The sequence below is a fragment of the Desulfosporosinus shakirovi genome, from assembly GCF_020595055.1.
Classification (GTDB): domain Bacteria; phylum Bacillota; class Desulfitobacteriia; order Desulfitobacteriales; family Desulfitobacteriaceae; genus Desulfosporosinus; species Desulfosporosinus shakirovi.
In genome coordinates this window covers 1-8,351 of sequence record NZ_JAJDOO010000071.1, presented here as the reverse complement: position 1 = coordinate 8,351, position 8,351 = coordinate 1, and the positions used below count along the sequence as shown (strand labels likewise).

Here is an 8,351-nt window from a genome sequence, read left to right as displayed (position 1 = left end):
ACACTTATTCTTCGGTGAGAATATGACTGCTGTTGCGGCGTATCTCGACAATGGGGTGCGGTATGTTTCCAACCACATTTCACCGCAAAATTGATAAAATGAGATGTTCTTTCGGAAATATGTTCCGACATTTATGCGCTGTGACAATCTTCACTGCAGGGAACTAATATCTATCCTAACCTGCTTCATTGTCCACTCCCCGGGAGCCATTCCTGCCGGCAGACCTTTGTCTACTAAAGGTGTTTCTTCACCGTTTTCAGCGATTGTCACTCCGCCGCCCTGGGTATGAACTAATTTCAAAGTCGGCGTGATAAACAGGGTCTTCGCCCGGGGATTCAGATGATTAAAGGTCAGGACATACTCCATTTTAAGCATCTTGCCGCTGATTCTCCCCTGTCCTATGTTCTCATTATAGGCATAGACATTGCCTAAATCATCCTTGATTTCCCAAACCATCTGCACCGAATTGACCAGATCGCTAGGAATTTCCTCTGCGTAGTAAAGAATTGTATTGATCGGGGTAGCCGAGAGATGTTTCAAGCTGATGGCCACCTGCTGAGCCACATCCCGGTTTTCAGCTACATCCAGCACTTTATAATCCAATGCCTTTAAGGATACACTGTAATTCAGCCGGCAGGCAGTAGTCTTCCTTTCATCATCCCCTAATCCTTCATCCATATTCGTCAGACCGGAAACACTCCAGCGGAAGGAAATAGCGTCCCTGTTTTCCTGCTCACTAAAAAAGGTATAATTGCTCTGCCCCACATAGACCCCGGGGCTAACCTTTTTCAGCCTCTCGCTCCCTGCGGTTCCTTCGGCGAAATCAACGTCTAAGTTACTGTTCAGGTGGAGATTTTCCCCAAAATCCTCAGCGGTCTTAATAGTATAAGTCAGGGATAGGGTTTTTCCGTCATAGACGCCTTGATTCAGGGTCACCTCAATGCCCTTGTCCGCCTTGACCATATCGATATCCAGAGCGCTTTCCGTGTATAAATCATAAAATCCGCTGCGCCCGCCATTTAAAAACCGGAAAATGTCACCTACAACAGGAGAAAAAAGGTTCAGCAACTTCTCCATCTCCCGGATGCTCTCCTTAACAAGCACATGCTCCTCTGCAGATTCCTCTGGCGGAAACATGTCCATACTTTCCTTACCGGACGAAGGAATTTCCAGCCGTTTTTTCTCGCGGCGATAAAAATCAATGGCCCTGTATTTCGCTATGGCGCAAAGCCATTTGCGAAAATCCACCTCGCTCTCGCCTTTGAATTTTTGGGCATTATGCCAAACAGAAAGAAACACATCGCTTATGCATTCCTCTGCCAGCTCTCGTTTTGCCAAGGGGAGCAGTATTTGAGTGACTATCCCCTTCACCAAAGGGAAGTATTCATCCATAACAAATTCCAAGGCTTCTTCCTTTTGGTTTTTTAAGCGCCCTATATAATTGGTTAGATCCGTCTTCATGGTTTCCCCCTTTTCTCTCTTTCTGGTAAAAGCTTTTACACTCTATATAACGAAGGCGAAAGTGATTTTTCGCAAAAAATTGAAAATCGGCCTTGCGATGGTCTAATCTAGATTGGCCAGACCTCAAAACCTCCGATTTTCTATTTCTCTTGGATTAAGACTTTCAGGCATAATTAATGCATGCATCATAATCAATTTCTACATCTATTACATCATTGAAAACTTATATTGTACATATCCAGCTATCAATCATATAATTTCTTCAGATGAATTATATGGATAACCAGTTAGAATCAGGGGGAGAAAAATGAAGAAAAAACTATTACCGGCAATCTTATTGGTCGCATCTCTGGCCTTTGCTTTAGTGGGATGTTCCAACCCAACTGGAGCTACAAAGCCTGTCGATGATGGCAAAGCTCAGTTTAAATCAGAAATCAAATTTTATGGTTCGACAACCTTGGCACCCGTCTTATCCCAATTATCCCAATTATCCCAATTATCCACTAATTTTAATGAGCATTATGGGACTTGGGACAAAGTTGACAGCCAATTTGAGAAAAAAGATATCGCCATCTATGTATCCGGGGCCGGCTCCAGTGCCGGGGTTAAATCCGTGATTGATGGGGTCAGTGATTTCGGCATGGCTTCCAGAAAGGTATCCGCCGACGAAAAAGCCAAAATCGAAGGATATCAAGAATTCAAGCTGGGTATGGATGCTTTAACGATCTCCGTCAACCCGAATAATAATCTGACCAAACTAAAAGACTCCCTAACCAGCGACGAAATCAAGAAAATCTTCTCCGGGGAATTTAAAACTTGGCATGATGTGGATCCTTCCTTACCGGCTACAGACATTGTGGTAGTCACTCGGGATATCGGGGGCGGAGCCCATGAGGTTTTCCAGAAAGCAATTATGGGAGACTCCCAGATCCGGGCTGACGTCATTCAAGCCCCTTCCATGGGAGCTTTAGTGACCAAAATCATGGAGAACGAAAACGCTATTGGCTATGCTTCCTATGGCATGGTCAATCAAAACAAAGGAAAACTGGCACCTTTTAAAGTTGATGGGATAGAGCCCTCTGCAGAAAATATCTTAAGTGGTACTTACAAAATATCCAGACCTCTGATTATCCTTAAAAAAGGAACTCTACTGCCTCAAGAAAAAGCCTTCATGGACTATGTTGTTTCCAACGAAGGAATAGATGTTATCGAGAAATTAGGCTTTGTTCCCAATAAATAGCCGAGAATATGTTAAGCAAGAATTCAGGGGCCACTTAGCCTCTGAATTTTTTGCACCCGCAAGGGCATCAGCTTTCTATGCCTGCTTTTCAAGCCTTCAGGCCCTGATTTAGTCTGGAAGCTGCAATGATTCCTTGGGTTTTCTCAGATGGAGTGTTTTATGAATCAGATATTAGAAAAACTAGTTAGCTTTTTAAGCAGACTCTTTACGGCGCTCTCCGCAATCCTGCTTTTTCTGGTGATTATTTTTATTGCCCGGGAAAGCCTACAGATTTTCCGAGAAGTCAATTTCTTTGATTTTATCAGCGGAATTAGCTGGAATCCCTTGGCCCGCGAACCTAAAGCAGGAATTCTGCCCATGATCCTGGGGACTGTTTATGTCTCAATTGTTGCCATTCTAATCTCTCTGCCCATAGGAATCGGCTGTGCCTTGGAATTAGCGGCTCTTGAAAACGAAAGACTCAAGAGCTTTTGCACCTCTGTTTTAGGGGTGTTAGCGGGAATTCCTTCCGTTATTTATGGCTTTATCGGTCTCTTGGTAGTGGTGAAATTCCTGGAGAAAAATTTCCTCCTTGCCGCCGGCGAATCCATCCTCAGCGGCGGAATTGTCCTGGCCGTCATGGTTTTACCCTATATCGTTTCATCCGCCGCAGAAACAATGGAAAAATCCTATAAGCAATATAAGGAACCCTCTCTGGCTCTGGGGGTTTCTAAAAGCTATATGTTAAGAGCATTAATCTTGCCCAACGCCAAGGGCGCCATTTTAACCGCCATGATCTTAGCCTTTTCCCGGGCCATGGGAGAAACCATGGCTGTAATGATGGTCATCGGCAATTCACCGATTCTTCCTCAACTTCTCGGCAAGGGCGAAACCATTCCGGCACTCATTGCTTTGGAAATAGGGACTGCAGGACTGGGAAGCCTGCATTACCATGCCCTTTTTTCAGCAGGTTTTGTACTGATGATGCTCCTGATTTTCCTAAACGCTCTTTTATATCTCATCAAAAAGAACTTGACTGAAAATCTCCACTAAAGACAGAAAGGACCGGAGGCAGATCATATGAAGGCGAGCAATGTTACATTAAGGTGCTGGACAATTTTAAGCACGGTTCTCTCCCTGGGCCTGCTGGTTTTTATTTTGGGCTTTGTTTATATAAAAGCTCAAGGTGTAGTTACTCTCAATTTTATTCTGGCTAAACCGGCAGGTTTTCCCGTCGGTTCAGCAGGCGGCATCTGGCCTGCCATCGCCGGCAGTCTGCTGGTCACTTTGATTGCCGCTCTCTCGGCTGGGATCCTAGCCTTTTTTACCGCAGTCTATATGGTCTTTTACTGCCGAAGTCCCAGATTTTCACTCCTACTTAACCTAATTATTCAATGCATAGCCGGTATTCCCTCCATTGTCTTGGGACTTTTCGGTTATGCCTTTTTAGTCATTAAGTTAGAGCTTGGTTTATCCCTCCTGGCTTCCGGCCTAACTCTGGCTATTATGATTTTTCCCTTTATCCAAATCAGACTGCAAAAACTATTTCAGGAGACCAGCCAACAGCTTTTGGACGCAGCGGCTTCCTTAGGCGTCAGCCAAGCCTACACCATCTTTAACTTACTCTTGCCGCTATATAGAAAGCAGATCCTTTCCATCGTGGCCCTGGCCTCAGGCTTTGCCATGGGGGCCGCTGCTCCCGTCATGCTGACCGGATGCATGATGAATGCCCCCGTACCTAAGTCCATAACCTCCCCCTTTATGTCTTTGCCCTATCACCTTTATGTCCTGATCGGTCAGGGCATCTCCCTAGAGAATGCTTACGGCACCGCTTTTATTTTGATGTCCTTAGTGTTAGGCCTAAATTTACTGGCAGCCCTACCCACTATACTGAGAATGAGAGGAAAACCATGAACGACCATCTAAGCCTTAAGAGTTTAAATGTCGCTATCGGCTCTGCGAAAATACTACAAGACGTTAATCTGACCATTTTCCAAAATAAAGTACTGGCGGTTATCGGGCCCTCCGGTTGCGGGAAAACCACCCTTCTCAGGACGATCAACCGGCTCATTGAGGAGGAAAGCCAGGCCAGAGTATCCGGTGAGATCCTTTTCCGGGGCAAGTCCACTCAGCAAATTCCCTTAACAAAATTACGAAAGGACATCGGCCTAGTTTTTCAGCAGCCCCTGCCCTTTCCTATGTCCATTTATGATAATCTGGCCTATGCTTTGAAATATCATGGTGTAAAAGGTAAAGATAGCTTAACTGAAATTATCGAGGCAAACTTAAAATTGTGCGGACTCTATGAGGAAGTCAAGGATCATTTATTCATGTCTGCCCTCAAGCTTTCAGGCGGTCAGCAGCAAAGGCTCTGTATTGCCCGCTCTTTATGCGTAGAACCCGAGGTTTTATTGATGGATGAGCCTTGTTCATCCCTGGATATCCATAATACGAAACTAATTGAAGACCTGATCCTAAAGCTCTCCGCCCACTATACAATTGTGATTGTCACTCATAATTTACAGCAAGCCCGAAGAATTGCCGACTATACAGCGTTCTTTCTAGATGGCAGGCTTATAGAGTTGAATACCACCACTGAATTTTTTACAAGTCCCCGAGCTGAAGCAAGCAAACAATACTTGGAAGGATTATTCGGCTAATTAGGCTCCTTTTGCATCCCCCACAAAATTGGCTTCTTCGATACTTTCGGCACTCAGCATACTGTACAGCCTTAGCTGGTACTGCTTCGGATATTTCTCTCATATCCTTACTCTTCACTCTTATCTACGACACACTCTCTTGAATAATCTTCATAAAACATCTGAATTTCTTTTTTCTCGCATTTAAACTTTAATCCTAATGTCTTCAGCGATTCCACTTCATCTTCATTGTCAATATAAATTTCGGCAAAGCTTTCATGAGCAGATGATGATAACCAACAATATCCATCCTTAAAGAAACATAAATCCTCCGGAAAAAATGGACGTAACCAATGGAATAAACCTGCCGGTTCCAGTAAATAAGATCTAACCTCTCTGCAAACCTTATAAGTGTTAATATCAACATGAATTTCTTTACTATCATCACCACACATAGTACTAGGCCATTCTTCAGGCTTATTTCTTACTTTAATTAAATAAGGCTGCAACTTTTCTAAATACGGTTTTGTACTCTTTTCAAAAATTTGCGCCCTTCCCAGCATTTCTTCTTGGATTTTTTCGCATGATTTTAAATATCTTTGATAATGCATTTCGTTCTCGAATTCTTCTCGTCCAAGAAAACTATATTTGAAATTTTTCAAATCAGCATAACTTTCCTGCCTTGCAGTGACTAACATAAATGCATCTGATTTACCTAATGCATAATCAATCAACTTTTCATACGCCTTTACTTTAGGTTCATCCAGATTATAAATCAGATAAATTGTACCCACTCCTTTGACTATGTGGAGTTTGCCCATCTTGCCCTGGGTAAGCTCCAGGGGGAATTTGCCGTCTAAAACTCTGCTTTCACTTGGAATTTCTATGGTTTGGGCAACCCTAGTTTTCTGATTACCAGGCTTCAATCTGAGCTTGACTTCTTCGGGCAAAATTTGAAGGCAAGGAATGACGGTAAGACAAGGCGGGATGCCCTTTGTTTTTTCAAACTGCATCGAGCCTGTAAAGGGGCCTATGCCATGCCGGCTTGCGCCCTTAGGCACAAGCTCTACTCCCTGATCATCAAAGGCGATCCATGAGCATCATATTTAAACTCACCACTTCCGACGTAAGTAAAATCATCGGTAAACTCCCCTGTGGCACCGCCTCCATTTAAAGGAGTGGCGTTAACTAACCAGAGGAATGTTCCTGGCCCAAACGGAAGACGTTGTTTCAAGGGCAATAGCGGCAGCCAGCAGGACAACAGCCGCCATGGAACCAAAGCGCAGGATTTTAAAAGACCGGGTACTTCTGATTTTTCGCTTAAGGGTTTTCTTGATTCTTTCTCTTTGCCATTCCGACACTTCATCCCCTGCGGGGTTAAGTACTTCCTGATCCAACCGGTAATAATTTAACAGCTTTAAGATATCTTTTTCTTCCAGCAGCAAATTCTTATCGAACATTAGAGCATTTCTCACACGCAAAAAGACAGAACAGGCGGTATCTCAACACGCGCCCTCTGATATCTATCTGTATCAACAGTATCCCAGCGGCTAGACTCACCCCAGCAATGCATATTCTCTAGTTTTGCAACTCCGCGCATGGATGAGCGGAGTTCCGTTCCTGCGCGCTATTTTATAGTCACGGTAGAAAGAGATGTATAGTATACTATTCAACAAAATGACGGATATCATCGAAGAAATCCAGGAGATACAACGTCAAACGAAGGAAATGTACTTAGAAGCAAGGACAGTGAATTTGTTCTTCTAAAGTCAGGCAAGGATTCAGAAAAACCCATAAAGCAAGAATAATTGTAAGCGTAAATAGCCCCCACCTAGAATTAGATGAGGGCTATTGGCGACTTATTTGAATCAATTTAAATATAGTTGATCTTGTTCAATAATATTCTCTAACTCGGTAATCTTTCTGTTCTATCTTCAGTACCACAATTGTAATTCTGATTAAACGGAGCATCGCATTTCATGATGCCCCTAACCGAATCATCGAAAAACGGATTCCAAGGGTATAGTGAGATCTTCGAATAATTCTACTGGGATCTCATCGGGTACTGAGTAGACCGTAGGTTTTCCATACTGGCCGTTCTGAAGAATAAACACCATAACTATTTCATCCAGGGGGTAGACGACCCAATATTCTTTAACCCCGGAACTTTCATAAAGGGTAAGCTTTATCCCTAGGTCTTTTTTAAACGTTGACGGTGATAGTATTTCAATAATCATGTCCGGTGCTCCCAAACATCCACGATCATCAATTTTCTGAGGATCACACACCACTGAAATATCTGGCTGAACAACTTTATCGATTTCCGTATCAAGCGTCTCGGATCCGGCTAGTCGAACATCAAACGGGGCCATATAGGCTCTACATCTATTTCCTTTGAGCCAATTTGCCAGTATGCGAAACAATTCTCCTAGAATTTCTTGATGTTTTGGCGTAGGGGCGGGAGTCATATTAAAGGGAACTCCGTCAATTAGCTCCCAGCGTTCGTCTTCCGGCCAGGTCAAATAGTCTGCGTAGCTGTAAGAGGCTGATAACTCTTTTGGAGTAGGTGACATATAGACACCTCCTTTTCCCATATTATAACACATCCTTGGCATGAATATCATTATCTTGAAATTGAATACCTTATAGCGCAGATCAACTGAAAGAGGCTATTGACAAGAAATCCCCCCTTCAAATCTTGGCCCGCGATGTACAATTTGCCTGCTCTGCCCGCTCATTTTATATCGACTATGCCTAATAATCCTGTTTCATCATAATATCGCAACATTCGAATCGATACTTGGGCCAGTTTGGAAAATTCTCCTATTTTAAACATATCCCCTCACCTCATTTTCTAACCACATTTTACTACAAAGCTGAGAAAATGTATTTTTATTTGCCCAATTGTGAAACTTCGATAACTAGGGGTAACCCATTGCAATTATGACATTTTAATCCCGGGAGGCCATTGACTGATGCTTTTGGCCATGTTCTCCAAGAAGGCTTTGAGCTGCTTACGCAGTCTCTCCTTC

General features: G+C 43.4%; 8 protein-coding genes and 1 pseudogene. 4 read left to right on the top strand and 5 right to left on the bottom strand.

Annotated features, from left to right (window positions below; genetic code table 11):
- Window positions 1-150: 150 nt before the first annotated feature.
- On the bottom strand, window positions 151-1,461 hold the full coding sequence (locus LJE72_RS25600; RefSeq protein ID WP_229250965.1) for a sigma-70 family RNA polymerase sigma factor: 1,311 nt from the start codon (window positions 1,459-1,461) through the stop codon (window positions 151-153).
- 307 nt (window positions 1,462-1,768) lie between these two features.
- Between LJE72_RS25600 and LJE72_RS25595 the strand changes: the two genes are divergently transcribed.
- The 4 genes from LJE72_RS25595 to LJE72_RS25580 all read left to right on the top strand — a co-directional run bounded on the left by LJE72_RS25595 (window position 1,769) and on the right by LJE72_RS25580 (window position 5,340).
- Entirely contained in the window at window positions 1,769-2,701 is a 933-nt protein-coding gene (locus LJE72_RS25595) for a phosphate ABC transporter substrate-binding protein (protein ID WP_229250964.1), read from the top strand.
- A 159-nt stretch (window positions 2,702-2,860) separates the two neighbouring features.
- Window positions 2,861-3,733, top strand: coding sequence for a phosphate ABC transporter permease subunit PstC (pstC, locus tag LJE72_RS25590; RefSeq protein ID WP_229250963.1), 873 nt, complete (start codon window positions 2,861-2,863; stop codon window positions 3,731-3,733).
- Window positions 3,734-3,760: 27 nt separating this feature from the next.
- Entirely contained in the window at window positions 3,761-4,594 is an 834-nt protein-coding gene (locus LJE72_RS25585; protein WP_229250962.1) for a PstA family ABC transporter permease, read from the top strand.
- Entirely contained in the window at window positions 4,591-5,340 is a 750-nt protein-coding gene (locus LJE72_RS25580; protein WP_229250961.1) for a phosphate ABC transporter ATP-binding protein, read from the top strand. Before LJE72_RS25585 ends, LJE72_RS25580 begins: the two co-directional genes overlap by 4 nt.
- A 107-nt stretch (window positions 5,341-5,447) precedes the next feature.
- Here the strand turns inward: LJE72_RS25580 and LJE72_RS25575 are convergent, their stop codons facing one another.
- The 4 genes and pseudogenes from LJE72_RS25575 to LJE72_RS25560 all read right to left on the bottom strand — a co-directional run.
- On the bottom strand, window positions 5,448-6,332 hold the full coding sequence (locus LJE72_RS25575) for a hypothetical protein (RefSeq protein ID WP_229250960.1): 885 nt from the start codon (window positions 6,330-6,332) through the stop codon (window positions 5,448-5,450).
- A gap of 171 nt (window positions 6,333-6,503) precedes the next feature.
- Window positions 6,504-6,779: a hypothetical protein gene (locus LJE72_RS25570; RefSeq protein ID WP_229250959.1), complete on the bottom strand. Its 276-nt coding sequence runs from the start codon at window positions 6,777-6,779 to the stop codon at window positions 6,504-6,506.
- Between the two features lie 537 nt (window positions 6,780-7,316).
- On the bottom strand, window positions 7,317-7,892 hold the full coding sequence (locus tag LJE72_RS25565; RefSeq protein ID WP_229250958.1) for a Uma2 family endonuclease: 576 nt from the start codon (window positions 7,890-7,892) through the stop codon (window positions 7,317-7,319).
- Window positions 7,893-8,074: 182 nt separating this feature from the next.
- Window positions 8,075-8,155, bottom strand: a pseudogene (locus LJE72_RS25560) (MerR family DNA-binding transcriptional regulator); the annotation flags it as partial.
- Window positions 8,156-8,351 lie beyond the last annotated feature (196 nt).

Excerpts from the sequence above, each read along its gene's own strand:
- LJE72_RS25600 (WP_229250965.1), bottom strand. The coding sequence starts at position 1,461 with ATGAAGACGGATCTAACCAATTATATAGGGCGCTTAAAAAACCAAAAG.
- LJE72_RS25595 (WP_229250964.1), top strand. The coding sequence starts at position 1,769 with ATGAAGAAAAAACTATTACCGGCAATCTTATTGGTCGCATCTCTGGCC.
- pstC (WP_229250963.1), top strand. The coding sequence starts at position 2,861 with ATGAATCAGATATTAGAAAAACTAGTTAGCTTTTTAAGCAGACTCTTT.
- LJE72_RS25585 (WP_229250962.1), top strand. The coding sequence starts at position 3,761 with ATGAAGGCGAGCAATGTTACATTAAGGTGCTGGACAATTTTAAGCACG.
- LJE72_RS25580 (WP_229250961.1), top strand. The coding sequence starts at position 4,591 with ATGAACGACCATCTAAGCCTTAAGAGTTTAAATGTCGCTATCGGCTCT.
- LJE72_RS25575 (WP_229250960.1), bottom strand. The coding sequence starts at position 6,332 with ATGCAGTTTGAAAAAACAAAGGGCATCCCGCCTTGTCTTACCGTCATT.
- LJE72_RS25570 (WP_229250959.1), bottom strand. The coding sequence starts at position 6,779 with ATGTTCGATAAGAATTTGCTGCTGGAAGAAAAAGATATCTTAAAGCTG.
- LJE72_RS25565 (WP_229250958.1), bottom strand. The coding sequence starts at position 7,892 with ATGTCACCTACTCCAAAAGAGTTATCAGCCTCTTACAGCTACGCAGAC.